Origin of the sequence: Halocynthiibacter sp. (genome assembly GCF_049608145.1) — a bacterium.
Classification (GTDB): domain Bacteria; phylum Pseudomonadota; class Alphaproteobacteria; order Rhodobacterales; family Rhodobacteraceae; genus Halocynthiibacter.
In genome coordinates this window covers 1-26925 of sequence record NZ_JBMYXF010000042.1, presented here as the reverse complement: position 1 = coordinate 26925, position 26925 = coordinate 1, and the positions used below count along the sequence as shown (strand labels likewise).

Annotated in this window: 32 protein-coding genes and 4 pseudogenes; 17 read left to right on the top strand and 19 right to left on the bottom strand. The window is 53.1% G+C overall.

Annotated features, from left to right (window positions below; translation table 11 throughout):
* The 5 genes from ACPGUT_RS12210 to ACPGUT_RS12190 form a co-directional block, all read left to right on the top strand.
* Positions 1 to 1005 (top strand): polysaccharide biosynthesis/export family protein (locus ACPGUT_RS12210; protein WP_423991764.1); only part of this gene is annotated, 1005 nt, incomplete at its 5' end.
* A 94-nt stretch (positions 1006 to 1099) separates the two neighbouring features.
* Positions 1100 to 1363: a spike base protein, RCAP_Rcc01079 family gene (locus ACPGUT_RS12205; RefSeq protein WP_423991762.1), complete on the top strand. Its 264-nt coding sequence runs from the start codon at positions 1100 to 1102 to the stop codon at positions 1361 to 1363.
* A 32-nt stretch (positions 1364 to 1395) separates the two neighbouring features.
* Complete coding sequence (locus tag ACPGUT_RS12200) at positions 1396 to 2148, top strand: hypothetical protein (RefSeq protein ID WP_423991760.1); 753 nt, start codon at positions 1396 to 1398, stop codon at positions 2146 to 2148.
* 161 nt (positions 2149 to 2309) lie between these two features.
* A complete protein-coding gene (locus ACPGUT_RS12195) occupies positions 2310 to 3056 on the top strand; it encodes a hypothetical protein (protein ID WP_423991758.1) in 747 nt (248 codons plus the stop codon).
* A 174-nt stretch (positions 3057 to 3230) separates the two neighbouring features.
* The gene (locus ACPGUT_RS12190; protein WP_423991756.1) at positions 3231 to 4319 is read left to right on the top strand and encodes a hypothetical protein; all 1089 of its coding nucleotides are present in this window, start codon (positions 3231 to 3233) and stop codon (positions 4317 to 4319) included.
* Here ACPGUT_RS12190 and ACPGUT_RS12185 read toward each other — a convergent pair.
* From ACPGUT_RS12185 to ACPGUT_RS12160, 6 genes are all read right to left on the bottom strand, one after another.
* Positions 4264 to 5049 (bottom strand): sulfotransferase domain-containing protein, encoded by a 786-nt coding sequence (locus ACPGUT_RS12185; RefSeq protein WP_423991754.1) that lies wholly within the window; start codon positions 5047 to 5049, stop codon positions 4264 to 4266. The two genes, ACPGUT_RS12190 and ACPGUT_RS12185, sit on opposite strands and share 56 nt — an antisense overlap.
* Positions 5050 to 5196: 147 nt before the next feature.
* On the bottom strand, positions 5197 to 5373 hold the full coding sequence (locus tag ACPGUT_RS12180) for a hypothetical protein (RefSeq protein WP_423991752.1): 177 nt from the start codon (positions 5371 to 5373) through the stop codon (positions 5197 to 5199).
* 204 nt (positions 5374 to 5577) lie between these two features.
* Complete coding sequence (locus ACPGUT_RS12175; RefSeq protein WP_423991750.1) at positions 5578 to 6129, bottom strand: hypothetical protein; 552 nt, start codon at positions 6127 to 6129, stop codon at positions 5578 to 5580.
* Positions 6130 to 6309: 180 nt separating this feature from the next.
* Positions 6310 to 7953: a chaperonin GroEL gene (gene groL, locus ACPGUT_RS12170; protein WP_423991766.1), complete on the bottom strand. Its 1644-nt coding sequence runs from the start codon at positions 7951 to 7953 to the stop codon at positions 6310 to 6312.
* A 60-nt stretch (positions 7954 to 8013) separates the two neighbouring features.
* A complete protein-coding gene (locus tag ACPGUT_RS12165; protein ID WP_423991748.1) occupies positions 8014 to 8301 on the bottom strand; it encodes a co-chaperone GroES in 288 nt (95 codons plus the stop codon).
* Positions 8302 to 8492: 191 nt separating this feature from the next.
* Positions 8493 to 9239 (bottom strand): hypothetical protein, encoded by a 747-nt coding sequence (locus ACPGUT_RS12160; protein ID WP_423991746.1) that lies wholly within the window; start codon positions 9237 to 9239, stop codon positions 8493 to 8495.
* Between the two features lie 134 nt (positions 9240 to 9373).
* On the opposite strand from ACPGUT_RS12160, the gene ACPGUT_RS12155 reads away from it, so the two are divergent.
* Positions 9374 to 10384 (top strand): TraB/GumN family protein, encoded by a 1011-nt coding sequence (locus ACPGUT_RS12155; protein WP_423991744.1) that lies wholly within the window; start codon positions 9374 to 9376, stop codon positions 10382 to 10384.
* Here the strand turns inward: ACPGUT_RS12155 and ACPGUT_RS12150 are convergent.
* A complete protein-coding gene (locus ACPGUT_RS12150) occupies positions 10381 to 11067 on the bottom strand; it encodes a DUF2161 domain-containing phosphodiesterase (protein ID WP_423991742.1) in 687 nt (228 codons plus the stop codon). The two genes, ACPGUT_RS12155 and ACPGUT_RS12150, sit on opposite strands and share 4 nt — an antisense overlap.
* Before the next feature lie 6 nt (positions 11068 to 11073).
* Entirely contained in the window at positions 11074 to 11376 is a 303-nt protein-coding gene (locus ACPGUT_RS12145; protein WP_423991740.1) for a hypothetical protein, read from the bottom strand.
* Positions 11377 to 11454: 78 nt separating this feature from the next.
* On the opposite strand from ACPGUT_RS12145, the gene ACPGUT_RS12140 reads away from it, so the two are divergent.
* Positions 11455 to 11820 carry an MmcQ/YjbR family DNA-binding protein gene (locus ACPGUT_RS12140; protein ID WP_423991738.1) on the top strand — a complete coding sequence of 122 codons (366 nt, stop codon included), beginning with the start codon at positions 11455 to 11457 and terminating at the stop codon, positions 11818 to 11820.
* A 33-nt stretch (positions 11821 to 11853) separates the two neighbouring features.
* Here the strand turns inward: ACPGUT_RS12140 and ACPGUT_RS12135 are convergent, their stop codons facing one another.
* The 3 genes from ACPGUT_RS12135 to ACPGUT_RS12125 form a co-directional block, all read right to left on the bottom strand.
* The gene (locus ACPGUT_RS12135) at positions 11854 to 12000 is read right to left on the bottom strand and encodes a hypothetical protein (protein ID WP_423991736.1); all 147 of its coding nucleotides are present in this window, start codon (positions 11998 to 12000) and stop codon (positions 11854 to 11856) included.
* 116 nt (positions 12001 to 12116) lie between these two features.
* Positions 12117 to 12707 carry a hypothetical protein gene (locus ACPGUT_RS12130; protein ID WP_423991734.1) on the bottom strand — a complete coding sequence of 197 codons (591 nt, stop codon included), beginning with the start codon at positions 12705 to 12707 and terminating at the stop codon, positions 12117 to 12119.
* A gap of 156 nt (positions 12708 to 12863) precedes the next feature.
* Positions 12864 to 13418 carry a hypothetical protein gene (locus ACPGUT_RS12125; RefSeq protein ID WP_423991732.1) on the bottom strand — a complete coding sequence of 185 codons (555 nt, stop codon included), beginning with the start codon at positions 13416 to 13418 and terminating at the stop codon, positions 12864 to 12866.
* 181 nt (positions 13419 to 13599) lie between these two features.
* Here ACPGUT_RS12125 and ACPGUT_RS12120 point away from each other — a divergent pair, with 181 nt between their 5' ends.
* The 3 genes from ACPGUT_RS12120 (at position 13600) to ACPGUT_RS12110 (ending at position 16047) form a co-directional block, all read left to right on the top strand.
* A complete protein-coding gene (locus ACPGUT_RS12120; RefSeq protein ID WP_423991730.1) occupies positions 13600 to 14520 on the top strand; it encodes a manganese-dependent inorganic pyrophosphatase in 921 nt (306 codons plus the stop codon).
* Between the two features lie 78 nt (positions 14521 to 14598).
* Positions 14599 to 15474, top strand: a complete 876-nt coding sequence (locus ACPGUT_RS12115) for a TIGR01459 family HAD-type hydrolase (RefSeq protein WP_423991728.1) — start codon at positions 14599 to 14601, stop codon at positions 15472 to 15474.
* A gap of 132 nt (positions 15475 to 15606) precedes the next feature.
* On the top strand, positions 15607 to 16047 hold the full coding sequence (locus ACPGUT_RS12110; RefSeq protein WP_423991727.1) for a MaoC family dehydratase: 441 nt from the start codon (positions 15607 to 15609) through the stop codon (positions 16045 to 16047).
* 41 nt (positions 16048 to 16088) lie between these two features.
* Here the strand turns inward: ACPGUT_RS12110 and ACPGUT_RS12105 are convergent, their stop codons facing one another.
* Entirely contained in the window at positions 16089 to 16415 is a 327-nt protein-coding gene (locus ACPGUT_RS12105) for a low molecular weight protein tyrosine phosphatase family protein (RefSeq protein WP_423991725.1), read from the bottom strand.
* 348 nt (positions 16416 to 16763) lie between these two features.
* Here ACPGUT_RS12105 and ACPGUT_RS12100 point away from each other — a divergent pair, with 348 nt between their 5' ends.
* The 3 genes from ACPGUT_RS12100 to ACPGUT_RS12090 are packed head-to-tail and all read left to right on the top strand — an operon-like array spanning position 16764 to position 19200.
* A complete protein-coding gene (locus ACPGUT_RS12100; protein ID WP_423991723.1) occupies positions 16764 to 17705 on the top strand; it encodes a bifunctional riboflavin kinase/FAD synthetase in 942 nt (313 codons plus the stop codon).
* Complete coding sequence (locus ACPGUT_RS12095; protein ID WP_423991721.1) at positions 17702 to 18151, top strand: YcgN family cysteine cluster protein; 450 nt, start codon at positions 17702 to 17704, stop codon at positions 18149 to 18151. Before ACPGUT_RS12100 ends, ACPGUT_RS12095 begins: the two co-directional genes overlap by 4 nt.
* The gene (locus ACPGUT_RS12090; protein ID WP_423991719.1) at positions 18151 to 19200 is read left to right on the top strand and encodes a threonine aldolase family protein; all 1050 of its coding nucleotides are present in this window, start codon (positions 18151 to 18153) and stop codon (positions 19198 to 19200) included. The genes ACPGUT_RS12095 and ACPGUT_RS12090 overlap by 1 nt, the downstream gene beginning before the upstream one ends.
* Positions 19201 to 19305: 105 nt before the next feature.
* Here ACPGUT_RS12090 and ACPGUT_RS12085 read toward each other — a convergent pair whose 3' ends face one another.
* A complete protein-coding gene (locus ACPGUT_RS12085; protein WP_423991717.1) occupies positions 19306 to 20097 on the bottom strand; it encodes an alpha/beta fold hydrolase in 792 nt (263 codons plus the stop codon).
* 35 nt (positions 20098 to 20132) lie between these two features.
* Positions 20133 to 20732 carry a 2-hydroxychromene-2-carboxylate isomerase gene (locus ACPGUT_RS12080; protein ID WP_423991715.1) on the bottom strand — a complete coding sequence of 200 codons (600 nt, stop codon included), beginning with the start codon at positions 20730 to 20732 and terminating at the stop codon, positions 20133 to 20135.
* A gap of 125 nt (positions 20733 to 20857) precedes the next feature.
* Between ACPGUT_RS12080 and ACPGUT_RS12075 the strand changes: the two genes are divergently transcribed.
* Positions 20858 to 21877: a ribose-phosphate pyrophosphokinase gene (locus ACPGUT_RS12075; protein ID WP_423991713.1), complete on the top strand. Its 1020-nt coding sequence runs from the start codon at positions 20858 to 20860 to the stop codon at positions 21875 to 21877.
* Positions 21878 to 21919: 42 nt separating this feature from the next.
* Here ACPGUT_RS12075 and ACPGUT_RS12070 read toward each other — a convergent pair.
* From ACPGUT_RS12070 to ACPGUT_RS12050, 5 genes and pseudogenes are all read right to left on the bottom strand, one after another.
* Positions 21920 to 22445: pseudogene (locus tag ACPGUT_RS12070) on the bottom strand (integrase core domain-containing protein); the annotation flags it as partial.
* 41 nt (positions 22446 to 22486) lie between these two features.
* A pseudogene (locus ACPGUT_RS12065) lies at positions 22487 to 22670 on the bottom strand (IS5/IS1182 family transposase); the annotation flags it as partial.
* Between the two features lie 213 nt (positions 22671 to 22883).
* On the bottom strand, positions 22884 to 23426 hold the full coding sequence (locus ACPGUT_RS12060) for a cytochrome b (RefSeq protein ID WP_423991711.1): 543 nt from the start codon (positions 23424 to 23426) through the stop codon (positions 22884 to 22886).
* A 24-nt stretch (positions 23427 to 23450) separates the two neighbouring features.
* Entirely contained in the window at positions 23451 to 24512 is a 1062-nt protein-coding gene (locus ACPGUT_RS12055) for a DUF3500 domain-containing protein (RefSeq protein ID WP_423991709.1), read from the bottom strand.
* Positions 24509 to 24820 carry a DUF2218 domain-containing protein gene (locus tag ACPGUT_RS12050; RefSeq protein ID WP_423991707.1) on the bottom strand — a complete coding sequence of 104 codons (312 nt, stop codon included), beginning with the start codon at positions 24818 to 24820 and terminating at the stop codon, positions 24509 to 24511. Before ACPGUT_RS12050 ends, ACPGUT_RS12055 begins: the two co-directional genes overlap by 4 nt.
* A 92-nt stretch (positions 24821 to 24912) precedes the next feature.
* Between ACPGUT_RS12050 and ACPGUT_RS12045 the strand changes: the two genes are divergently transcribed.
* From ACPGUT_RS12045 to ACPGUT_RS12035, 3 genes and pseudogenes are all read left to right on the top strand, one after another.
* The gene (locus ACPGUT_RS12045) at positions 24913 to 25785 is read left to right on the top strand and encodes a LysR family transcriptional regulator (protein ID WP_423991705.1); all 873 of its coding nucleotides are present in this window, start codon (positions 24913 to 24915) and stop codon (positions 25783 to 25785) included.
* 258 nt (positions 25786 to 26043) lie between these two features.
* Positions 26044 to 26431, top strand: a pseudogene (locus tag ACPGUT_RS12040) (transposase); the annotation flags it as partial.
* A 63-nt stretch (positions 26432 to 26494) separates the two neighbouring features.
* Positions 26495 to 26914: pseudogene (locus ACPGUT_RS12035) on the top strand (helix-turn-helix domain-containing protein); the annotation flags it as partial.
* Positions 26915 to 26925: the final 11 nt, after the last annotated feature.

Genomic DNA, 26925 nt, shown 5'->3' with positions numbered 1-26925 from the left:
GTACCTGCGACGTCTGGCTTGCAAGACAGCCGGAACAGCGATGAACACAGCCAGCAAGAATATACAGTGCAGGACGATGGCGCAATTTCGATCCCGGATATCGGGCGTATTGAAATCGCCGGAATGACCCTTGAAAATGCAGAAGCAGCCATATTCCAAAACTTCCTTGAACAGCAGGCCGATCCAGTTTTCGGGCTTGAAATCTCAGCCTTTAATTCCGCCCGTATCACGATATCCGGCGCAGTGGCCCAGCCCGGCATTTCCACACTTGGCCTGACCCCCGTATATCTGCGCGAAGCTCTCAGCGAAGCTGGCGGATTACAGCTATCTGATCCCGACAGCGCGACAATTCGACTGCACCGTGCTGGAAAAATGTACCGGATCCCGGTGTCAGAATATATGGTGCAACCCGATGTTCAAAACTTGCGCATGGTTGCCGGAGACGCCATTTATGCAGATGCAGGCTATGATCAAGACCAAGCCCGGATCTTTTTTGAAGAACAAATTCAGATCGCCAATCTGCGCCAGAACGCCCGCCGGGACGCCTTAAATGCCCTGTCAGAAGAACTGGCCATCACCCGTGTAAACCTTGAAGAACAACGCAGCAATTTTGAGGCCCGACAAACCCTTGGAAACAGCGAACGGGACTATGTTTATCTCACGGGCGAAGTGGCACAACAGGGCCGATACCCCTTGCCCTTTGGCAGGAAAGGGACTCTGGCAGATGCCATATTTGAGGGGGCTTCAGGGCTGCCCACAGAAACGGCGAACCTGCGCCAGATCTATGTTCTGCGTGCTTCCACCGGTGACGTTGAATTTGACACGATTACGGCCTGGCATCTGGATGCGGGCAACGCTGTCAATCTTCTGCTTGCCACACGCTTCACGCTGGCCCCAAATGATATCATCTTCGTTGCGGAACAACCCATCACACGCTGGGGGCGCGTCGTGCGGCAAATCTCTCCATCCCTTATCACAACACCCATCACCGAAGTGTCAAACTAACCACCGAACGTGAAGTTAACAAATTTCAAAATGGTTTAAATCATCTTCCTTCCTGTGCGGAGATCAGCTTCGCCCATGAATTCAGGAGAGTGACATGACCAACCCATTTGAAGGCCGCGCGCCAAATCTTGCCGGCCCCGCCCGTGACATGCTGCCCATCACACCGTCTGACAGCGCCGATCTGGCAAGTGTATGCATCGGGCTATACGCAGAAGGTGCCGGCAGTATCGTTTTCACCAGTGAAACCGGCGAAATCCGTACCATCAACGTGCCTGATTTTTCCATCATCCCGGTGGCGATACGCCGCCTTCATGCCACGGGCACAAGCGCCACAGGCCTGCATGGTTTTTCTGTCTGATGCGTGTTTCCGGAAACCAGGGACGGCGATCAGTGCAGGTTTCTCAGGCTTCTGGAGCCTGGCACGACGTCTATACACAGGGGCTTGATATTGCGCCCCCTTCCCTCGTGCTCGACTTTGAGCGCGGGGTGTATCGCAATACAGCAAGCGGCCCGGCGGGCAGCTTTGCGACCATTGTTACCTTTAGTCGTGCTTCGGGCAAGACCGTGACAGATGTTAATGGCAATCCCAATGCGCTGTCCGCGAATGAACCCGGTTTCGACTGGAGCAGTGGACGCCGCGGCCTGCACATCTCATCAGGTACCGGTGGTGATGCCGCTGATATTGTCAACGTTCCCACCGGAAGCTGGTGGACAGGCGGTGCCGGCACATTTGTTCTTGATGCTACGTTGCTGGCAAATAACGGCAGTTTTGACCGGTTGCTAGATCTGAACGATGGATCAAACAATGAACGGATCTCTGTGTTTTACAACGCAGGAGCCGGACAACTGGCCAGTGTCATCCGGGCGGGGGGATCCAGCCAGGCCGCTCTTGTCGGCGGGGCAACAGCCGTGACGCTGCCCCAAGCCATCAAAACCGCTGTAGCCTTTGACACCAATGATTTCAGGTTTCAAAGAAACGGCGGGCCAGTTCTCAGTGACGGATCCGGTGTATTGCCGGGGCCTGTAACACAAGTTAACCTTGGGGCGTCTTTCAACGGCAACAGATGCGAAATCATAATTCACAGCCTTCTGTATTTTCCCCAGAGCCTGTCGAATCCACAGCTCTCAGATCTAACCAGCTGAAACATACGCACAAAATCACTTCTGGCGGGCCCTCACAGCCCAAAATTCTCTCTACCCCGGCACCGCCAGAAGCCTATCAAGCCAGAAAAACTCCGAAATCGTCAGTTTTTTTTCTTACCTGAAAATACAACCTATGGTATATTTCAGGCAGGAGATATGTTATGTCGAAAATTGCCTCAGTTGATTATTGGCGCTGGACTGCACGCGGGGATCTGGGGCGTTTGCCTGCTGTCTTTGGTCCGGTTGAACGCTTTAAACGCAGCTTTAACCCCGCCTATCGAAACCTCGCCGTCGGCAACCAGACAGATCTTGTGATAGAAGGCTACCCTCGCTGCGGAAATACATTTGCAGCCCAAGCCTTTCAGTTGTTATCACCCCAAGCCCGGATTGCACATCGTTGCCATTCTTTCACCCAAGTGTCACAGGCCGCAGATCGGAACATTCCCTGTCTCATCCTGATCCGGCGCCCACTTGATTGCATCATCTCCGCATGGATGCACGCAGATGGCAAACTTTCCTTTCCATTTCTGGCGCGGCATTACATTCGGTTTTACCGGTCATGTTGGTCCGCGCGTCAGCATTTCCTTGTCTCCGATTTTGAAACCACCACACGCGCGTTCGGCAAAGTCATTCAGTCCGTGAACAGCCGCTGGGATACCCAAATTTCCGATCCCAAAAATCTTGTCAACCAACCCGATTTTTCCAAAAATATCTTCGCCGCAGTCGATCAGTTTTATAAAACATCTCGACGTCGTGAAGACATCAAGGAAGAACATATTTCACGACCATCAGAGGACCGTGAAAAGCAAAAACAAATCCTGCACCTTCAGGCCGACGATGAAATTCCTATGTTACTGCGCAGCAAATGCGAGGCCTGGTATCAAACCTATAAATCACGTTCGATCTGAATGATCCGCCTGCACCCATTTCTGATTTTTCCTATTTGCTTTACGGTCATTTACACCGGGTTTTCCGCCCGAATCCTGCCCCTGGAAAAAGCTCTGACAGGCGGCTGCTTCATTCTGATTATATGCTTCGCGGCTGGCTTGCCAAAGCGCGGCGCAATCCCCACCTGGTGCGCCTTGACAGCCATCCATAGTGCGATGTTGTTCTTGCCCCTGCTGCACTACGATACAATCCGTCTGCCCTGGGTCCTCAGTTCATTTGTGACCTACAGCTCGGTCGCGGCATTCAGCGTATTTGCCCTAAAGCTGAGCGATCAGGGCAACGTAACTTTCTTCCGATATTACCTCGCCAGCCTCGCCCTCGCCATGATCTGCGCCCCTGTCGCCCTGTTCCTATTCAACGCCCCCCGATTTGAGCCACCCGCATTTTTCCTGATCGCCTTTGTTCTGGTCTGGTTTGCACATATCCGGGGACGGAAAGCCGTGCTGGCACTGGTCATAATACTGGCGCTGGCTTTTGCCTCTCAGGTGCGCATCAATCTATTGATCTGTTTGGGATTTGTCGGAGTTTTGTCAATAACCAGGATTAGACATCCCCGAACCCGTCTCATGCTTCTAACGCTGACTGGGATCACCTTCATGTGGTTTATCCCGTCCCTTCCCTATCTGTCCGAAGGCCATCTCCCGGGCCTGCGGCGATTGTCTAAAATCATGACAATCGACGGATTTTACACCGAAGTGATCCTGCGGCGCAGCCTAGAACTGCATGCCGCCTGGGGTGCCTTCACCTCTGCAAGCCCCTTCGAAATCCTGTTTGGCCACGGACATGGTGCCAGCTATCCTGCCCGTCTTTTACTGATGGACCTCAGCGCAGAACATGGGTCTGTCGCCTGGCGCTTCACGGATAACTCTGATGCTTTTGTGCTGCATTTTGGTCCCATGCGGCTGCTGTATCGCACAGGCATTCTAGGCCTTCTGTTGTTCACGATCCCTGTCATACTTGCCGCCTGGCATGGGTTTCAATTTCTGGCCAATCCACGCAACCCAGCCAGCGCCACTGAATTTTGGATGCACGTCTGCAGTCTTGCCGCGCTGATGTGGCTTGGGAAATTTATGATTTCACCCGCGGAAACAGACATTGGTTTTTGCATTTCCGTCGGCGGCAGTCTGGCCCTTGCCCATAAGACCCGGCAAGGTAATTACCCGATATTCAATCATAACCAAACGCCGCAATCGAAGGTTCTAGCCAGGTCTCAACCGTCTTGACCTGCGCTGCTGTCAGGCCATTGCTCCAACCTCCGGACAGGCCTTTTCGAAACGTATGTGATTTTTGTGGATCAGCTGCCTGAACCATGTGCCGAACAACCTTTTCGCTATCGGGAAAATCCATCCCCCAAGACCCGAATTCGTTAACAATACGCTGGCACGTTTCCCCACGCGACGGCCCAATCAGATCTTCAAAACGGATCACAACGGTTCCCGGTGCGTGCATCCATCCTGCGTATGCCAAAAAACGTTGGTTACAATCCGGAAACCCTGCGTCCAAACCTTTCAACGCCAGCTTCAACCGGTCTCCGAATTCTGGCAATCGCGCAAAATGACGGTGCATCCGGTGCCAACGGTTCATCCCGGTCAGATAGTGCAATTCTGACATCAGAACATCCCTTGGATCACGGCACAGAAATAACGACAGAAACTGCTTTTCCCGTACGACTGCCTCAGCGCCATCAGAATGATATAGATGCGCACCGATACATTCCCCGGGCAGAATACGCCCCAGTTTTCGGGTCGTTGCCGCAGGCCCCCGCAGGCGCTGTGTCAGGGATGGGCTGGATGCAAAAAAACCACCCCGGTAATGCAAACCCGGGATCGCGCGCACCAGCTGCAACAACAGGTGTGTCCCGCTTTTGGGCAATGAATTCACAAGAACAGACGGCGGGTCATCACAATGTTTACGCCTAAAACGAAGGCGCGCCATGGCGTCCAGCCGAAACATAAATGCACTGCCTTTCCGCAATACAGCGCTTCGCCGGATCGGCGGTTTCTCAAGCCATTGATCGGTTCTCATCCCACAAGGATACACAACCATAGGATGCAATTCAAGATTTCCTCAGAACGCAATAATATGCTCTGTGGTTCGCCCCTATTTTGTGTCGCGCGAGGCTTTTTCTTCCTTCGACAGCTTCACACCCCAGGTGTTCTTACTGATGCCGAGATCGGCTGGCAAAGGTTTGGTTTTACCCTGTTTAACAGTGCCGCCTTTGTTCAGGAATTCCTGAATGAGAGCATCATCTGTGGTGGGTTTGGGGACTTGTTTCATCGCTGCGGCCTTTCGTGGTTACGCGTGGCGCCTGAGATTGGTCTTAGGCGTAACTTAGCAGGGATGTGCGGGAAAGGAAGGGCTTAGTCTTGTGAAGCATAAATTGTCTGAGCAAAGCTCAGACAGCGCCCGAACCGCCCCCACGGGCGGGCGCTTTGCTTTCCGCCCTCGGTTCGGACGCGGTGGCGACATGAACAAGGAAATTCATTTGTTCGGATAAACAATATCACTGGTGGCAAAATAGAATTCAGTTAAAAATTCACCCAATGCCTCACTTTTCAGAAGCAGATGCGTACTATCCACCTCTGGTGTCTTCCCCGACACCCTCTGATCCCAGAACTCAAACACAAACCCATCGTTGATTTTTACTTTTCCATGGCTCAACGCATTTCGCATTAACTTCAATTTGACCTCGCAAGTTCCAGGAGCACGTGGACCTTCCAATTGAAAATCCGACAAAAGCTTACTGACACGACTATTCGACACAATTGCCTTCACCTGATCTTCGGTTAGACTTTCCCACAACCACACCAATGTCAGATAAGCCATCGAAAAATGTACCGATTGATTTAACGTAGACGGTGCAGGAGGAAATGCCGAGATCGTTTGGCTTGCGCAAAGATCAATCAAAACCTGAAATGGGCCACTCGGTGAGTTTTTGGCATTGCGCTGCAGTCCCTCTAAAACCTTCGCATTAAATTGGGCGAGTTGTACAACATGGAACCGTTGTTTCAGGTCCTGAAATTTGTTTTGCATGTAAAATCATCCGTATCTGAAAGCGAGCGTAGCTCTGCACCTTCAGGCACAATATGAAGAAAGGCCCCGCGATTGCGAGGCCTTCCTTTTTTCACTGCAAGGGCGCGGCACTCGGCAGATCAGCCTGTATAGGCTGATCGCCTGTTGCCGTCAGACAGAATTTCCTTACGGAAATTCGTCTTACATCATGCCGCCCATGCCGCCCATGTCAGGCATGCCGCCACCGGCGCCTGCGCCAGCTGGTGCAGGCTTGTCAGCGATCATAGCTTCTGTGGTGATCAGCAGGCCCGCGATGGAGGCTGCGTCTTCCAGAGCAGTACGTGTGACTTTCACAGGGTCGATCACGCCGAAAGAGAACATGTCGCCATATTCTTCAGTCTGTGCGTTGAAACCGAATGCGACGTCATCAGATTCACGGATCTTGCCCGCAACAACTGCACCGTCAACACCAGCGTTTTCAGAGATCTGACGCAGAGGCGCTTCGATTGCTTTACGCACGATGGTGATGCCAGCGTCCTGATCAGCGTTCGCACCGGACAGAGAAGCCAGACCTTTGCCAGCCTGAACCAGAGCAACACCACCACCAACGATGACGCCTTCTTGTACGGCCGCACGGGTTGCGTTCAGAGCATCGTCAACACGATCTTTACGCTCTTTCACTTCAACTTCGGTCATGCCGCCAACGCGGATAACAGCAACGCCGCCAGCCAGTTTCGCAACACGTTCCTGCAGCTTTTCACGGTCGTAATCAGAAGAAGTTTCTTCGATCTGGCCACGGATCTGAGCAACACGCGCTTCGATCTCTGCTTTCTCACCATTGCCGTCCACGATTGTGGTTTCGTCTTTGGTGATGTGCACTTTCTTCGCAGTGCCCAGCATGTCCATGGTGACGTTTTCAAGCTTCATGCCGAGATCTTCGGAGATCACCTGACCACCGGTCAGAATTGCGATGTCCTGCAGCATGGCTTTACGACGGTCGCCGAAACCAGGTGCTTTCACAGCAGCGATTTTCAGGCCGCCACGCAGTTTGTTCACAACCAAGGTCGCCAGCGCTTCGCCTTCAACATCTTCCGCGATGATCAGCAGTGGCTTCTGGGATTGGATCACAGATTCCAGCAGTGGAACCATGGACTGCAGGGAAGAGAGTTTCTTCTCGTGCAGCAGGATCATGCAGTCTTCCATGTCTGCAACCATTTTGTCCATGTTGGTCGCGAAATATGGGGACAGGTAGCCGCGGTCGAACTGCATGCCTTCCACAACGTCAGTCTCTGTCTCAAGACCTTTGTTTTCTTCAACGGTGATAACACCTTCGTTGCCAACACGCTGCATTGCGTCTGCGATCTGACGACCGATTTCAGCTTCGCCGTTTGCAGAGATGGTGCCAACCTGAGCAACTTCGTCTGTGTCTTTAACTTCACGTGCTGCGCCTTTGAGGGCCTCAACAACGTTTGCAGTTGCCAGATCGATGCCGCGCTTCAGATCCATTGGGTTCAAACCAGCAGCAACCTGCTTGAGGCCTTCTTTAACGATGGCTTGTGCCAGAACAGTCGCGGTTGTTGTGCCGTCGCCTGCTTCGTCGTTGGTGCGCGATGCAACTTCCTTAACCATCTGCGCGCCCATGTTTTCGAACTTGTCTTCAAGCTCGATCTCTTTGGCAACAGATACACCGTCTTTGGTGATGCGTGGCGCACCAAAAGATTTGTCGATGACAACGTTACGGCCTTTTGGACCCAGGGTTACTTTAACGGCATCTGCGAGCACGTTAACGCCAGCCAGCATACGGTTGCGGGCATCGGTATCAAATTTGACGTCTTTCGCCATGATATATTCCTTAGAATTTAAGTGTCAGATAGAAAGTGCGTGAGCACGTGGTTCATTCCCGAATTAGGAAATGATCCCCATGATGTCGCTTTCTTTCATCATCAGCAGTTCTTCGCCGTCGACAGAAACTTCTGTGCCGGACCATTTGCCGAACAGAATTTTGTCGCCGTCTTTAACAGCCATTGCGATCAGCTCACCGCTGTCTTTGCGCAGACCTTCGCCGCAAGACACAACAGTGCCCTCAGCTGGCTTTTCTTTTGCGCTATCAGGAATGATCAGGCCGCCAGCGGTTTTTTCATCGCTTTCAGTGCGGCGTACAAGCACGCGGTCGTGCAGTGGTTTCAATGCCATGTTGGATAACTCCTGGCTCATGTTACGTTTTGGCCCACTCAATATGGGCGCTCTCCCGTGTTAGCACTCACCCAAAGGGAGTGATAACGCCAAAAAGAGATAGGGCTGTGATCAGGGCAAGTCAAGGCGGAGGGAAGGAAAAGATAGTTACAAGTGGCAATAGTCGCCCGCAAATTGTTTGCTGCCTGTTCTCACCTTAACTGGAGATGAATGTGATCATCATGTCGCGCCGCATGACATCCCTGAAAGCGTATCTTGGGATGATTTACATTCAATCCCCTCAAAATATGGGGTTCGGTGAACAACTTCCCCACTCTCGGATCATCGGCAAGAATCTGCAATATTGCCCTGTTTCGGGCAGGGTCCAAGCTATAGTCCGGCCAGATCGGTTGTAAAAACGCCAGATCCCATCTGAAGGACATCCCACCAGGCCTGCATGTCGTCGGCCCCTGTTCAAAAGCAAAATACCCAATAGGTGAACGTGTTGCGCCAGGCAGATACCCCTTTGCGTCCTGATAATAAAAAGCGATATCCGCCTTTTGCCCATCATCATGCGATAGATGCGGCAACAAGGGAAAACCTGTCAGAAACGGAAACCCTGCATCCAAAACAACTGTCTTAGTACCCGGGAAGCGCTGATCAAGCGTTGCCCCCGCATCCGTCAGAACATCCGCCAGAGCGGGTGAGACATAATTGCGATTCAAAGCACAATACATCATGCTCTGAACTTCCAACGCCCCCCTGTCAAAGCAACTCAGGGCGACCCTGCCCGTTAGCGGCGCGATCCAGATCGCAGACAACGACAGCGAGATATACAAAAGCCCAAAGGCCAGAAGCCTGCGTCTGAACAGCGAAGCAACAATCCAAGCGACACCACCAAGTTGCGTCAACGCAGTTAGGAAAATGACAACAAGAAAATGAAATACGAAGCGGATCATTTGGAACTTCTACCCTGACAAATTCACACCTTCAATAAACGAAGCCCTCACCCGGTATTCGCACGAACCTAGTATTCGCACTGGCCTAATTGATTTTTTCACGCCATTCTCCGCCCAACAACAAAGGTCATACTATGCGTGCTTTTCTTAAATCTGTTCTGACATCCCTGTTCACCGCCCTCACCGCTCTACCGGCACTCGCAGCTTGTGAAGGAGGGGATCTGATCGCGCAGATGAATGCCAGTGATCGCGCCGCGTTGTATGAAATGACAAACGCATCTCCCTTCCCCGAAGGCAACCTCTGGCGCGCTGAAAAGGGCAGCAGCACCTTGACCATCGTCGGGACATTCCACCTGTCTGATCCGCGCATGGATGCGATGATGCGCCAGATCTCCCCACTTTTGGCAATCAGCGATGGCCTGTTCGTCGAAGCCACCTTGGAAGACACCGCAGAACTACAGCACCGCATGGCCAGCGACACCTCTCTGATGTTGATCGGCGAAGGGCCTGGCCTGATTGAACGCCTTCCGGAAGAGACCTGGCAACAGCTAAAAACCGCCCTCGAAGAACGCAATGTGCCCGGTTTCATGGCCACCCGCATGCAACCCTGGTTCGCCGGATTGACCCTGGCCATGGCGCCCTGTGTCGTTCAGCAAATGGCTGTAAATCCAGTGGCCATCGAATATGGGTTGGATCAGCGCATCATGGAATACGCCCGTGATGCAGGCATTGAAACCCGCCATCTGGAAGAGGTGGATGATGTCTTAAACCTGCTGGCCGGTGACCCGATTGAACAACAGATCGAAGACCTAAAACTGGGGATGCTGGTCTATGACAGCAACGCAGACGCCCAGTACACCACGATGAAACATGCCTACTTTCGCGGCGAACACCGCCTGATCTGGGAATATTCCATGGCGGGCGCACGCAACCACCCCAACGCCCCACCCGAATTGGATGACATGCTTGCCGCCTTCGAAACGGATCTGCTGACAAATCGCAATCTGGCCTGGATGGATGTCTTACGCCCGGCTGTCGGCAATGGCACCTATATGATCGCCGTCGGGGCTGGGCATCTTTCTGGCGAAACCGGTGTTCTGAACTTGCTGCAGGCAGACGGCTACACCTTACAGCGTCTGGATTAATCGGTGACAGCCGGGGCCACTTCGCCCCATTGTACAAGCCCCTCCTGCCCCTTCGGGGTCAGGGCATAGACACCTTTTTCAACCTTTTCGAACCAACCGTAATGGTCGTTGCGCATGATGGTTGTCGCCGTCGGCGCCCCAGTCGCCTTAGCAACCTCTGCGCCTTTTGACGGCCCATTGGCCACCAGATACCCGGCACAACGCAAAGCGTCCTGGCGATAGGCCGTCATCAACCCACGTCGCGTTGAACCGCCTGCATTCGGATCGCCCACACGCCGCTGAAATTCCCGCAACAGACGTTGTTTGCGCTGCTTAGACTTCGTGGGTTTGTAGGGCGCTGGATCCAACACCACTTCGGCAAACCCATCGCGCAAACGCACAAGGATCAACCCCAGACCAAGGCGGCGACACAAAGCTGTGTTGTCTTTGAGATTGCGCTGAAACACCTTACCCGTTTGCCGCGGCACAGCGATGTAAACCAGATCGGTGACCTTAAGGCGCTCAACACCTTGATGGAAAAGTGCCAGTGAAAACCCCGTCTTGAGTTCGACAATCACGGGTTCTTCTTCCCCGCGACATGCCATGACATCCGCATCGCCAATTTCACCTTTCACCTCATAGCCCTGGGTTTCCAGCAAAGCTTTGACAGGCGCATACAGTTCAGTTTCGGAAGGTTTGGTCATGTGGTTTTATCGTTCACGATCAAATATATGATTTACTTGTTTATTTCCCGGAAGGTACTCGACTAAATTGCGATCCGCACCATCAAAATACAGGCGACCACAAGACAAGCACTCCCAAGCCAAACGGCCCGGTTCTAACTTCCTTATCCAGTTCATAAGGAACTCTTTGTCTGGATTGTCAGTCACAATCGCATCATCAATGGCATCCAGAAAATCAAAAAAGTTTTTGTCCCCGATTACATGGGCCTTATAGGAAAGATAATCCGTCTGATCCGGTATAATATCGCCACAGGCACATTTGATTTTCATCTTAACCCTCTCAACTCTCTTAATCCTTGCATAAACCTGATCATCACCTCAACATAAACTCATATTCACGAGGACCCCATGAACCAATCCGATTTCAACGCCTTTTGCAAAAGCCTCCCGCAGACCACCCACGTGGTGCAATGGGGGAATGCAGATGTGTGGAAGGTTGGGGGAAAACTGTTCGCGGTCGGCGGGTGGAACAAGGACACGGATCAATTCGCCATCACCTTTAAAGTCACTGACATGGGGTTTGAAATCCTGCCAGAAATGCCCGGCGTGCGCCCGGCCCCCTATCTAGCCTCACGCGGGATGAAATGGGTGCAACATTACGATCTTCCCGGTCTGTCAGATACCGAACTGCGTAACCACATCACCGCATCTTATGAAATGATCCGCGACAAACTGACGAAAAAGCTGAAGCGGGAACTGGGCTTTGGCACCTGATCCCAACTGATATTTATGCGATGCAAATCAGGTTTACGGGTTTAGAAAATAATAATACCAAGGCTTGTCCGCTTCATCTTCGATAGTCTCAGGCGCAATGCCTTCCGGGCAATAACCGGGGGCAAGACTACAGGCGCGGGCGGCATAGGCTTCAGATTTTCCGGGATCAACATCTTTCAATATGGCTGCTAGATTGTTGCAGCTCCTAGCATCCTGGCCGATGCAGCCCCCGGCGTAGTAATGTTCGGCGCGGCTCTAGTCTTCGTCAACACCACGGCCATATTGATACATCCCCCCTACGCCGTGCAGCCCGGCATATATTCCATCTCACAGGTGATAATATATTGTGACAAAGCCCTTTCCAGTTCTGCCCTTTTTTCAAACAGCACGCCAACAGAATAACAGGCGTTTCCATCCATGCCCCCACAACCAGCATTCGCATACATCATCGCAACTTCGGGATTGCCCCGTTGACGCGTGATGCTCGCTGCAAAACCGCAAGCCTCTACCGAACCCATTCTGCAGATCGTATCCAGGTCCGTCACATATGCCGTCATGCGTTCAATATCTGCAGGATCGTCGCTTTCAGCAGCAACTGGGTGTGCTCGTTTTTCGGCCAGATAAAGGCAAGTGTTGAAATTGCCCTGATCACAGGCCGTTTGCAAATCCCCGATAGGATCGCTGCGTCGCCAAAAGCTTTGGTAGCGTAGTTCCTCGCATCCAAGTTCTTCGCCGCCCTGGCAGGCCCGGGTATAAAATTCCGTCGCCTTTGCCCAATCCCGATCGAGGCTAAGCCCATAATTATAACAGGCCGTTGGATTGCCCCCTAGGCAGCCTTGTTCTACATAAGAGTCAGACGCACTCGCATCGGCTCGCAGATCCACCATCAGCGCTTCGAGTTCCCAGGCGTCCCCGGAATAGCAATACCCAAGTTGTATGCAGGCATGTGCGTTTCCGGCCTCACATGGTGCCTGCAGGCCGTAAAAAATATTTCTGGCCGGGGGCGGACAAAGGACAAAACCCGGTTTTCCAGTATCATCACTCTAGTTGCCACTGCGCTTCAAATGACAGCAACCCGCATACCCCTGATGCCGGTCGGAATAGACAACCGATACAAAGCTGCTGAAACCTGCGTTGTCTTCCAGGTCATAGGGACAGATGTTAGCCCCATCATACCGCGCTCTTCCCGTCTGGATAATCCCAGAGATCAGGTAATCATCGGACCGGAAGGTCAGAAGCATGGAATAAGTACTCACATGAATAAAGCGTATATCAGCCAGACTTGTTGAAATTTGTGTTGGCGTTTCGACACGGCCAGTAATGCCACCGATATAAAGTTCATGAAACGGCTCAAACCCCTCACAGAATAGCGATAGGTCATCGCCTTTCAACAGGTCCGGCTGAAAAGTCGCCAGAAGCGGCTGACGTCCCCCATGAAAGACCTGACCCTCATTCCGGATCAGCTGGAATGCCCGTTTTTCATCATCATAAACCTCTATGTGTGTCGCGCTGATCCGCCCGGTGGGGATCTGATCCGCGAAAGTTGCTGACGCAAATAGGAGGAAATTGGCGAAAAAAGCGAAAATATAAAACGTCATAGTCACTCACCATATACAAATCCTTTCCAAATAGCACACTGACCCGCGTGAAAGAATATCTGCCGTGGCCAATTGTCCCCTTGTTGCGCAAACATAGCTGCCATGCGTGTGATCATGGTGACAAGCCTTGTGCACCTCCGTATAAGGCGCGCAAATCATCCTTCAAAGCATGGACATTCTGATGACCGTAAAAGTTTTTGGCCATAAGGCCCCCGATACAGATTCCACCGGCTGTGCCATCATTCAGGCTTGGTATATGAACGAAGTTCTGGGTGTTGACGCCGAACCACGCCTGCTGGGCACCCCAAACACTGAGGCCGCTTTTGTGGTTGAGAAATGGGGTTTTGAAACGCCCGCGCTTCTGAAAGATGTTCAGGACGGCGAAGATGTTGTGATCGTTGACACCAACAACCCGGCAGAACTGCCGGCAAACATCAACAACGCCAACATCCTTCAGATCATTGATCACCACGCGCTGATCGGTGGCCTGACCACCAAAGGCCCGATTGACATCACCATCCGTCCGCTGGCCTGTGCTGCGACTGTGATTTATGATCTGATGGGTGATGATGCGGCAAAAATGCCTGACAACATCAAAGGCGCAATGCTGTCCTGCATTCTGTCTGACACGCTGGAATTCCGTTCCCCGACCACCACAGATCACGACAAGGCACTGGCTGTGAAGCTGGCGTCTGAACTGAACCTGGATCTGGCGGCTTATGCAGGCGAAATGTTCGAAGCGAAATCAGACGTTTCCGCATTCTCTGACGCTGAACTGCTGCGCATGGACAGCAAAGAATATGCCGTTGACGCCACCAAATTCCGCGTGTCTGTTCTGGAAACCACCGCACCGAAAATGGTTCTGGACCGCAAGGCAAGCCTGATGGAAAGCATGTCAACTGTCGCCACTGAAGACGGCGTTGATCAGGTTCTGCTGTTTGTTGTGGATATCCTGAATGAAGAAGCCACCATGCTGATCCCCAATGATCTAAGCAAAACTGTCGCTGAGAAAAGCTTCAGCGTCTCTGTGGACGGCGACACCGTGGTTCTGCCGGGCGTTATGTCCCGCAAAAAACAGATCATCCCGAACCTGGCTGTATAAGCCTTGCGCAAATCGCGCTGATCTGATCTTTGCAAAGGGCCCTCACTGCGGGGCCCTTTTCTATTCGGAGCGCACGCCATGACACAGGTCATCGAACATCTGTCGGAAATCTCAGCACATTACGACGCGCTGTTTGTCGACCTCTGGGGCTGTGTGCACAACGGACTGACGCCCTTCCCCGCCGCAGTCGCCGCATTGCAGCAATACCGTGCAAAAGGTGGCAAAGTGGTTTTGGTGACCAATTCCCCCCGTCCGCATGCCTCGGTTGAGGTCCAACTGGAACAGATCGGCGTACCGCGCGATGCCTGGGACACGATGGCGACCTCTGGCGATTCCGCCCGCGCCGCGATGCATCTGGGTGCAGTGGGCGATAAGATTTACTTCATCGGTGATGGCGAAGTGGATATGGGCTTCTTTGACCACATGTCGATCATCGACAACCCTCGCGACATTCAACAGGTGCCGCTGGCAGAGGCTGAAGGCATCGTCTGTTCCGGCCCATTTGATCCTTATGCGGATCCTTCCGTGTATCGCGCCGATTTCCTTCTAGCGAAACAAATGGGGCTAAAACTGCTCTGCGCGAACCCGGATATCGTTGTAGATCGGGGCGAAAAACGGGAATGGTGTGCTGGCGCGCTGGCACAGCTTTACACAGAAATGGGAGGCGAGAGTCTCTATTTCGGCAAACCTCACCCGCCAATATATGACCTCGCCCGCCGCCGTCTGGCAGCCCTTGAGATTGACATCTCCGACGACAAGATCCTGGCAATTGGCGACGGCATCATTACGGATGTGGCTGGTGGGGTTGGTGAAGATATCGATGTTCTGTTTATCTCCGGTGGCCTGGCGGCGGCAGAGACCGCAACAAAATATCAACCGGATGAGGCCCTGCTGAAAAGCTGGCTGGAAACACAGGATCATCACCCGACCTATACAATTGGTTTTCTTCGCTGAAATTCACAGCGCAACCAAATTACAAAAATAATAAGCCCAGCGACACAAAGTTACCTTAACGATTGATTTCAACTTCGGGCAAGGTTATGCTGCACTGCAGTATAACCCGGGAATCGGATCAGGATGACTAAGATGCTGGATACAACACCACAGCGCGGCACGATCTTCATTGAAGATCTGGAAATCGGCACGCATCGTCACCTGACCAAGGTGGTGTCGGATGAAGATATTCAGATGTTTGCGGAGGTCTCAACCGACCGCAATCCCGTGCATCTGGATGATGAATACGCCGCCGGCACCATGTTCAAAGGCCGCATTGCGCATGGTATGCTGACCGCCGGTCTGATTTCGGCTGTGATCGGGGAACAGCTGCCGGGTCATGGCACGATTTACCTGTCTCAGAACCTGAAATTTATGGGCCCCGTGCGCCCCGGCGATGAAGTCCGCACCGATGTGATCGTGACCGACATCAACCGCGAGAAACGCAAAGTCACCATGGAAACCAAATGCGTGGTGGACGGCAAACCTGTTCTGATGGGCGAAGCCGTGGTTCTGGCCCCGTCGCGGGGATGATGATCTTTTCCGAACAGTCCTGACCCACTTCAGGCCCGTGCTTACCGGGCCTGAATAATAGGTTCCACGACGTCCTGCAGCAACTCTACCAGTTCCGGATCCATGAACTGATAATCATCTGGGATATCGAGAACATGCAGGTCTTTGTGAGCAACCTCGCCTCGAAAATCAGCCCGCAGACGTGACAAATGTTTATCTTCCATAACGCAGATCACATCTGCCCAGCGAATGTCTGAGACGGTGATGTGATGTCGTGCTTTCCGGCTGGTGCCAGCAGATCGCACGCTGACACCCTCTGTTCGACGAAACACTTTCTCGGCCGTGGGGCTGCGCCACTTATTCATGCTGCAGACAAAAAGAATATTCATACTTCAGCTCCAGTCATCTGTAAGTGCAAAATAGCCTTCCTTCCGGCGCAGAAACATCTTGTCGCGCCTTCTACACAGATATTTCCGTGGAAACCCCAAACGCCGGGCTGGATGCCCCTCAGGGTTTCTGCGGGAAACTACCCGTCTTGCATGCGCTCTTCTCCAGGCGCGGCTTCTGACTTTTGTCATTCTTAACTCCTGTTTTGGTGGTTCAGCAGCCACGGCAATACAGGATGGGAACTGCGTACATTCTCATGCTGCCTGATGTCAACGAAATGGCACCAAAACCCACAAGCTCCCCGCGATGCACCTCTTGCACCGGGGCGCATTGCGGGCTAGGCCCTTGGCATGAGAATTATCCGAGATACCAGCTTTATGGCGCCCGCAGATGGCGGGGCTTCCGTTGCGATTGGCAATTTTGACGGGGTACATCTGGGCCATCAGGCCGTGATTGATATCGCCCGCGCGAAGGCCACCAGCCTGAACTGCCCGCTGGGCGTCATGACGTTTGAACCCCACCCACGTCAGTTCTTTGCGCCCGATGCCCCCTCCTTCCGCTTGATGAACGCCCAAGCGCGGGCGCATCGGCTGGAAAAGCTGGGTGTGGAACGCCTGTATGAGCTGAACTTTGGCGGCGCTTTGGCGGAACTGTCGGCGGAAGAATTCGCCCGTGACATCATCAGCGGCGCGCTGGGATTGCGCCATGTGGTTGTCGGGGCGGATTTCTGTTTTGGCAAAGGTCGCAGCGGCAATGTAGAAGACCTGCAACGCTTTGGTGCAGAATTTGGATTTGAGGTGACCGTGGCTGAACTTGTGAAAGATGCGAAAAGCGAATTCTCATCCACCAATATTCGGCAGGCCCTGACAGATGGCCGCCCCGGTGATGCAGCGCGTATGCTGGGCCACTGGCACCGGATGGAAGGCGAGGTTATTCGCGGCGACCAGCGTGGACGTGACCTAGGCTTTCCCACAGCCAATATGTCAATCGACGGGCTACATCTGCCCAAATTCGGCGTTTATGCTGTCGAAGTCGATGTCATAGATGGTCCCCACGCCGGGCAATACCATGGTGCGGCCAGTATGGGGGTACGCCCGATGTTCGGTGAAAACCTGCCCAACCTTGAGACCTTCATCTTTGATTTTCAGGGGGATCTTTACGGATCCAACATCTCAGTCGCGTTGGTGGAATATCTGCGCCCTGAGGAAAAATTCGACAGCCTAGATGACCTGATCAGCCAGATGAACGCCGATTGCAATCGCGCCCGTGACATTCTGAAAGCCCTGCCATGACCCTGCGCGCAAACTTCTGGGAAAAATACCCGTTCGACAAGCTGAACGCCGAGGAATGGGAAGCGCTATGTGACGGATGCGGCAAATGTTGCCTGAACAAACTGGAAGACGAAGACAGCGGCGTTGTTGTCTTCACCCGTGTCGCCTGTCGTTTGCTAGATGACGAAAGCTGCCGCTGTTCCCAATATGAAATTCGCCGACAATTTGTTCCCGAGTGTATTGTTTTAACGCCCAAAACCCTGCCCGACGTGTCATATTTCATGCCCTATAGCTGCGCATACCGCCGCCTGCACGAAGGGCGCGGCCTTGCCGACTGGCACCCGCTTGTCTCTGGTGATCCAGAGTCGGTGCATAAAGCAGGGATTTCCATGAAGGGACAGACTGTCCCGGAATTTGAGGTTCCCGAAGAGGAATGGGAACATTATCTGATTGAGGAGCAACTCTGATGTATTTCGCCTCTGACAACGCAGGCCCCGTCCATCCAAATGTCATGGCCGCGCTGGAAGCCGCCAACCAGCATTACGCCATGCCCTACGGCGGTGATCGCATCAACGAAGAAGTCGTCAAACGCATTCGCACAATGTTTGATGCCCCCGACGCCGCAGTCTATTTGGTCGCCACAGGTACCGCAGCAAACTCCTTGGCGCTTGCCACCCTGTCCAATCCCTGGGAAACAGTGTTCTGTTCCCCTATGGCCCATATCCATGAAGACGAATGCAACGCTCCGGAATTTTACATGGGCGGCGGCAAGCTGACACTTGTCCCGGCAGTCGATGCTAAAATGACACCTGACGCCCTGCGCGCCACCATCGCCAAGGAAGAAAGCCGTGGTGTACATGGGCCCCAGCGCGGCCCTGTCTCCATCACTCAGGTGACAGAACGCGGCACGGTTTACAGCGTTGAAGAAATCAAAGCCCTGACGGACGTGGCAAAAGAATACGACCTGCCGGTGCATCTGGATGGCGCGCGTTTCACCAACGCGATGGCGTCGCTTGGTTGCAGCCCTGCGGATATGACCTGGCGCGCGGGCATTGATGCCGTCAGCTTTGGTGGCACAAAGAACGGGCTGATGGGCGTGGAAGCTGTGATCTTCTTTGATCCAAAACACGCCTGGGAGTTTGAGTTGCGCCGCAAACGTGGCGCACATTTGTTTTCCAAACACCGCTATCTTTCGGCCCAGATGATGGCCTATCTCGCCAATGATCTCTGGGTGGAACTTGCGACGTCGGCCAATGGAAATGCCGCGCGCCTGGCCCGTGGCCTGGGCCAGTGTGAAGACGTACGGTTTGAATTCGAAACGCAGGCCAACATCGTTTTCGCCAGCTTCCCTCGTGCCGCCCACAAACGTCTGCACGATGCGGGTGCGCTGTATTACGTCTGGAACAACGATCTTGAAGGCGATGATCCCGATGAAATGTTGATGGCGCGCATGGTCTGCGATTGGTCGATCAGCGATGAGCGTATTGATCGCTTTGTCGAGTTGGTGAAGGGTTAAGATACACAAGAGCGCGGAGCGGCCTGGAAGCTTTATATCGCGAGGCGCTTCCGGGGCCCTTATGCCCGACAGCGCATATATCAGTTGGGGTTGGCACGCCCCAACTCACAACCCCATGAACATCCGGATCAGCTCCGCTACTTCACGTGCATGGGTGATCGGCACCATATGGCCTGCACCGGCGACAATATGATCCTGCGCCCCAAGGGCCTGGGCCAATTTTCCGTGGATCAGGGGGATTTCCTCGGCTGACTGATCGCCCCGGATCAGCTGCACGGGGCATTGCACACGCGCAATGCTTTCCAGCGTGAAATGCCCACCTTCATCCTCATATAATGCGGGCCAGCTGGCGGGGATCAGGGGAATGCAGCGGGCGATATAGGCGCGCTGCGCCTCAGGTATATCCAACCAGGCCGCCCCATTGCCCCAGCGTTCTGTGAACAATTGCGCTGCCCCCTCGGCATCGCCGGCATCAATCAGGGTTTTGATCGGGACTGACAGGGTCTGCAGGCGATCAAACAGCTCACTCCCCTTCAGCAGACAGAACAACACCGGTTCAATCAGGGTCAGGCTGCGCACACGCTCCGGGCTTTCAAGTGCCAACCGAAGCGCCACCGTCGCACCAAAGGAATGGCCAACCAAATCGACCTGCCCCTCAGCCGGAAATGCATCGCGGGCAAAATCTGTCGCCTGATCATGCAGGTCCAACGCCGGATCCCAAGCTGGTGAACGCCCGTGCCCCGGGTGGTCAGTCGCCACAATATGCAGCGCATGTTCCAGATAGGCCGCATTACCCTTCCAAGCCCCGGAATGTGCATTCCCGCAATGCAGAAACAGGGCGTTGCGCGGATGCCTCGCACCCCATTCACGCCAGTATGCTGCAGTTGGTAAAATCATAGGCCGGATCCCTGAACAGTCTCCGACCAGTGTTGTCAGAGTTTGCCAGACAGGTGAAGATCAAGGTCTTCCAATTTGTCATGCCCCCAGAATAACGTCCCGTCATCCAGAACATAAAACGGCGCGCCAAATACTCCCGCTTCCACGGCTTCCTCTAAGTTACGCGCATAGGTTTCCGCGCCGGCCAAAAGCCCGGTATCAGCAAGTGCAGCGTCAAAGCCGGCGCCACTGAGACAGGCCCGGATCACATCCTCATCCGCGACATTCTTATCCTCGGACCAACACGCCGACAGAACTGATTGCACCAATTTGCCCAAATCACCGTCTCCGGCATTCTGCGCGGCAATAATTGCATAAGACGACGGTGCCATATTGGTCGGAAAATGTGCTGGCTGCAGCTTCATTGGCAGGTCTGCCTTCTTTGCCGCACGCGCAAGTTCCTGTCCCCGATAGGCAATCCGGTTCGGATGGCGGTCTTTTGGCGGCACCCCGCCAGTCCGCGCAAACAGCGCCATAATATCCAGTGGCTTGTAGGTCACGCTGGCGCCGTGTTTCTCAGCGATCGTCTCAAGCCCCGCGCCGGCAAGATATGTGAAGGGGGAAATCGTCGCAAAGTAGTAATCGATATGGGCCATTTTGGCACTCTCTCCTGTCTGATCGCGCAGATTACGCGGTCTTTTCTTTATTTGAACCTATCTGGATGTTAAGCGGTGTCACGTCACGATTCTGTTACGCTCTGCGCCAACCCCAGGACCTCATCATGCCTACACCCACCGAGCCGAAGCTTATCTCTGGTAACGCCAACCAGACCCTTGCAAAAGCTGTATCCCGACGCATTTCTATGCACCGCGGCCAAAACATTGACCTGCTGGATGCCCGTGTTGAACGCTTCAACGATGGCGAAATCTTCGTCGAAGTCTATGAGAACGTTCGCGGCGAGGATATGTATATTATCCAGCCCACGTCAAACCCCGCCAATGACAATCTGATGGAACTGCTGATCATCGCAGATGCCCTACGCCGCTCTTCTGCAGATCGCATTACCGCTGTGATCCCTTACTTCGGCTATGCCCGTCAGGATCGCCGCGCCAAAGCCCGCACGCCGATCACCGCGAAACTGGTTGCAAACATGCTGGTCGAAGCAGGCGTTGAACGCATCCTGACGCTTGATCTGCACGCAACCCAGATTCAGGGCTTTTTCGATATTCCGGTGGATAACCTTTACGCCTCGCCCATCTATGCGCTGGATGTGAAACACCACTTCAAAGACCAGATGGATGACATCATGGTTGTGTCCCCCGATGTAGGTGGTGTGGCCCGTGCCCGCGATCTGGCACAACGCATCGGCGCGCCTCTGTCCATCGTTGACAAACGCCGTGGCAAGCCCGGTGAAGTTGCCGAAATGACTGTGATTGGTGACGTGAAAGACAAAGTCTGCCTGATCATCGATGATATCGTCGACACCGCAGGCACCCTCTGTAAGGCCGCCGAAGTTTTGATGGAAAATGGCGCTAAAGAAGTACATTCCTACATCACCCACGGTGTACTGTCCGGCCCTGCCGTGGAACGCATCACCAACTCTGTAATGAAGAACCTGGTGATCACCGATACAATCGAAGCAACCGACGCCGTCAAAGCCGCGCCAAATATCCGCATCGTGCCAACCGCACCGATGTTTGCCCAGGCGATCATTAACACCTGGAGCGGCACCTCCGTTTCATCGCTGTTTGATCACGAAACACTGATCCCACTGTACGAAGGCCTGTACCACTCAGGCTAATCTTGTAAGGTGCGGTTACTCGTGGGACATCTCGTTCTGTGACTATCGCTTTTCTCTGAGGGCTTCGTCAGGTGTCTTTCCGCTGTGGGCACCATGTGGTCTGTGAAAGGTGTAGAACCGCTCCCATTCCTTCAATTTAGCTTCAAGATCGACATCGTCTTTATAGCTAAGCAACTGATAGAACTCCTGCCCAACTGATCGGTGAGACCGTTCGACTTTTCCGTTCAATTGGGCGTGCCGCCTTTGATGTAGGCATGGCGAATGTCGAGGTCCTCAACATGCCAATGGAACTTTGCTTGGAATTCATGGCCCCTCTCGGCAGATTTGGTTCTGTCAAATCGCCTGCCAGGCAATGATTGTCAGTGCGTATTTCACCAATGCGAAATGGGAACTTTTCAATGATGTGATTTGTGAAGTCGATGGCATTGGCTTGGGTGTGTTTTTCATACGCCTTTAACGCATGAACACGTGTTGCATCATCGATAGCAGGATATTGAAAGCGGCGTATCTTTTCACCTTGTTTACCTTTGAAAGTCAGGAACTTAACATCCGTCTGGATATGATGGCCTCCCTCTCGGGACATTGCGGCGCAATACCCTGCCGGGCAGTGATCATCAGTGCAGGGTCGATCGAAGGACACCCTGTTGAGCTATAAAACCGCCAGATGCGCACGCACCCCAGATAAATCGATGATGCCGTCGATTGCCCGCAAGACATGATCTACAGGAATATGGTCCTCGATAGAGAAGTCAGGAAACAGAGCGCGTTGCGCTTCTTGCCTTGGTCCCAACATCGAAACAATCTCCCATCACAATGAGGAAATTGAATCAGTCAGGCCGTTCCAAATCAACAGGTGTTTTTCAACAGAACCGGCTGAAAGCTGTCGTTGATCACATTCTCAAAAAAGTAGAAAGCGGACATTCGTCATGGAATACATTGCTTTTGCAATATGTGAACGAAACGAACATCGGCAGGAGGTAAATGGATCTACTGTCAAACTTGGGCTTTAAGCACGACCAAGCATTCGGCGAAGTGTCCCATCTCGGTCAACCAGATCATGTTTAAACGCGCCCGCGATGTGCAACAAAATAGCTGCAATTAACAATTTACCAACAATGCCATGCACTGTACTTGCAGTATCCGAAAGACCTGTACTTATGGCTGTCGGTTGGCCTTTTGCGTTTATATTTGAACCAATCAATTCCAGACCAAAGACGGAAAGCCCTCGTCCAGCCATAACTGCATCGATCACGCCAGACAGCGGCATCACCAGTGTTCCCAAAATCAAGATCCAATGGATCACATGTGCCAGCTTATGTTCCCACGCAGCCCCACTACCCATGTTGTCTGGCCAGCCTTTGCGCATGCGAATGACCACACGCGCAAGAATAAAGACCAACAAGAGCACACCGATGGATTTATGGAACGGGTAAAGACTATAGGCATTCGTTTGGCCCATATACAAACCGAGGCCAATCAAGATAATCATCCCCAACCCAACGATCCAATGCAGGGCGATTTCAGTCTTAGATATTGTTTTGGCTTGCATGTTTTTGCTCTCGCTATTCTAAGTTCACTGACCGTATTCCATGGTCGGGTTGCGATACATTGTGTGGTAATGCCCGGCCCCTTGGGCGCTATCACCGACATTGCCGCCTGTTGACAGCATCTCGATGATAAGGGTCGGACCCTGAATGCGCATATAGGTCGGGGTGTTCACTTCATCCGTGCCGGTCCAGGCAAATGAGATCTCGTCAATGCCTGCTGTGAGCTCTGCCATGCGCAGCACAGCATTTTCATCCGGTTGAACCGAGACCCATTCACGAATGGCCTTCATCAATAAATCACGCTGATCAGCAGTCATCTCAGCTGCCGAAATGCCGATGATCGGTGGAATTGTCCCGTCTTGTCCAGGTCCTGTCAGCACGTCATCCGGGACTGAATTGGCGTCGGCTTGGGCCTGTTGAGACGCATCTAAGGCTGTGAACACCGCATAACCTGACAAATGCATATCGCGCACGGCTTCATACTCAACACCATTGAGGGTGAAAACCGCGGGTTCGGTGCCGATGAAGCTGGGCGACATGGTTTCCACCTTGTTCCCTTCGATGGATAGGTTCAGGCCCAGGTGGTGGCCGCCAAACTGCCAACCCCATGGGGCCTCTGCGGAGGGCGTGCCAAAGAAAGACAACCAGTAGTTTTCGGGGTTCCATTTCAGACGTTCGGCGCGACGGTCAGTGCTTAGGAACGCCTCGGCAGCAATCACTTCGGCGACGGTTTCATACCCTTCTTCGCCTAAGGATGATGCAAGGAATTCGAACAAGAGCCCGCGCTGTGTTTCGGATAATTCGCCAATGGAAATGCCTGTACGATCCACGATCCCTGCTGGCAAATTTGACCAAGCGGCCCGATTTGCTGCATTGAGATCGAACATGAATTGCGCCTTAGTGACCTCATCAAATGTGGCAAGCAAAGCTCTGGCAGCCTTCAACGACGCGTGACCTGACGCCACACCAAAAGGCTGTGAATAGGCCGGGATCGGCGCCAATTCTGCGTGTTCATGTGTGGGGGATTGGTGGCCGGATGCCGCAGTGGCCAACAGAAAGGCAAACACTGTGGTGGGGATGATTTTCATGATTTTTCGCTTTCTGTAGTGGTTACGTGTTCGGGCCAGACCAGGGATAGGTTTTCACGAAAGGCAAACCGTTCCAAATGTGAACCCATTACATGTGCCAGTTTGGCCATCTGATCAGGGGTTTCTGCTGCTGCGGTCAGGGTCAATTGATCACCTGAAATGTCAATTTGACCGGTCCCAAACGAGAAATGAAACACGGTCAGGTCGCCGTTTTGTTCCACCTCAATTTTATGGGAGAAGTGTTTCGCAAGCTGGGCGACATATGCTGCTGCCTTTGGCGTCGTGACGGTGGTTTGAATGTGGTGCATGTCGGTGATGTTCCTTCCACACCAAAATAGCCTCGCGAAGTCACATAGATTAGATGGTTCATTTTGATTTCATTTATCGATACAGTCGAAGAATGCAAAATTCTATCCAAAGCCTAATTGCCTTTGTTGCCGTCGGAAAAACCGGGGCATTTGTGCGCGCCGCAGAGCAGCTTGGCGTCAGCCCTTCCGTCATCAGCCACCATGTCGCGAGGCTTGAAGATCAACTTGGTGAAACCCTTGTTCATCGCACGACCCGCAAGCTCACCTTGTCAGAAAATGGCAAACGTCTGTTTGAGGCCGCTGCCGCTGGCCTTGCGCAGGTTGAATTCGCCCTTGAGCAAGCCCGCTCTGGCGCGGATGACGTTGCGGGCGCGTTGCGCATCGCGCTGCCTGCATTTGTGCCTGACCCAGCAATTGAGGCCCGCATTATGGAGTTCGCGACACATTATCAGAACGTCGCCTTGACGCTCGATTATTCCGACGAGGTGGTGGATTTGGTTGACGGTGGATATGATCTGTCGATCCGATTGGGCAATTTGCCATCTTCCAGCCTGGTCCGGCGTCAGATCGGAACGGTCACACATGTGCTTGTGGCAACGCCCGAATTTCTCATACAGAATAACACACCAACTGCCCCCGCCGATTTAAGCCAAATTCCCACAATCACAATGAAAGGCGCATCGGAACAATTGTGCCTTTCAAAGGGGTTAAAATCAGCGACGGTCGCGCTAGAAACAAGCCGGATCAAAGTTCAAAACATCCATGGAGCGCTGTCAGCCACTCGGGCCGGACTTGGCTTTGCGAGTTTACCACAGGCGCTTGTGAAAGAAGACCTATCAAACGGTCGGTTGATACAGATTCTTCCCGAATGGCGCTTGCCGCCTTTGGTCGTGCAAGCCGTGTGGTCGGGCACATCCCATCGCCGTGACCTAGCGCGCCGCTTCGTTGATTGGCTTATCCAATAATGCGGTTATCCCGTCGACATTAAATTGAACATTGGCGCCCGACTTTACGGTTAGCTACATCTTTTCTAACGTCTGCTTTTGCGTAACGTAAACACTTTGCGAATGTCGCTATTTGCCCATTGCGGCCTTCCGCTGCTTGCACTCAAGCTCTGCCCCATCGCCCCCAATGCTCACCCAGATAAAAAAGAAGAAGGTTGGACGTGTCGCGGTTTGATGCCGCTCCTTTGATAGCATTTATTGCAATAAAGGAGACGAACAATGGGATTGAAACGAACGGAGGAGTTCCGCGCTGATGCGGTGCGGATCGCGCTGACCAGCGGACCGACGCGCAAGCAGGTGGCATCTGATCTGGGTGTTGGCCTATCGACTTTGAATAAGTGGATTTTAGCGCATCGCGACAGGGATGTTGTGTCCGACAAGGACCTTGATCTTGCCCGTGAGAATGAACGTCTTCGGCGGGAGAACCGCATTCTCAAGAACTTGCAAGGAGCCGCAAACGGTTCGGGGGACTGTTTATCCGCAGCAAGAGGGAGATTTTAAAAAAGGCAACGCAGTTCTTCGCGAGCCAAAAGCCATGAGGTTCAGGTTCATCGAAGAACATCGTGACATTTTTTGCGCCAATCGGATGTGTGCCGTTTTGGATGTAGATATGCCGTTACTCGCGGGACATTTCCTTTAACCTCCTAGAGTTGGGAAGAAGGAGATGCTCATGAACAAGACCCAACGCGAGGTTCAGCGAAAGTTGCGGATACTGAGATACGCTGAAGAAATCGGCCACGTGGCGAAAGCTTGCCGTTATTTCGGGATCGGCAGATCAAGGTTCTACCGATGGAGGCAAGCCTACGCGGATCGCGGCGAAGCGGGGCTCATCAATGCTCCGCCCATCCCAAAATGACACGCCAACAGGACGCCGCCCGAACGTGAGGAAAAGGTTCTTTATCTTCGGCGTAAATACCATCTGGGCCCGATGCGGATTGTTTGGTACTTGGAGCACTATCATGACATCAAGATCTCCGATGCGACGGTTTCACGCATTCTGCGCCGACATGGGATGAACCGTCTCCCTCGTGGTACCCGTATGCGCAAAATTCACACCAAGCGTTATCAGAAACAGGTTCCCATTCCGCATTCGTGAAATAC